This is a genomic window from Pseudomonas guariconensis (genome assembly GCF_024127895.1).
GTDB lineage: Bacteria > Pseudomonadota > Gammaproteobacteria > Pseudomonadales > Pseudomonadaceae > Aquipseudomonas > Aquipseudomonas guariconensis_B.
Genome location: NZ_JAMYBK010000081.1, coordinates 1 through 348, shown reverse-complemented (window position 1 = coordinate 348; position 348 = coordinate 1). Strand labels below are relative to the sequence as shown.

Genomic DNA, 348 nt, shown 5'->3' with positions numbered 1-348 from the left:
TTCCCTTCAAACCATCGATGTGATGACGCATAGCCTGGGTAGTCGGATTCCTCACCTTCATCGACGGTGGTGGCGGCACATACACCAACATGTCGATCCCATGGTCGCTCTTGTTCTTCAGCCCGAAACGGCTGGGAATGGCAGGGTCGGTGCTGTAGCCGAGGATGTTCTGCGGCCTGACGTTCCAGTGCTTGACCAGTGCCGCGGCCAGGGCCTCCTCACCCGCATCGGCCACCACCCGCGTCAAGCTGCCGCCCATGCGCACCGGCCCCACGCTGTGCTGGATCAGCGCCACCAGCCGGTCGCGCAGGGTGGTGGCCATGTAGGCGTAGTCGGCCTTGCCGCCGG

The 348-nt window shown here is 64.4% G+C and carries 1 pseudogene; it reads right to left on the bottom strand.

Annotated features, from left to right (window positions below):
- Window positions 1-348: pseudogene (locus tag NJF35_RS24640) on the bottom strand (hypothetical protein); the annotation flags it as partial.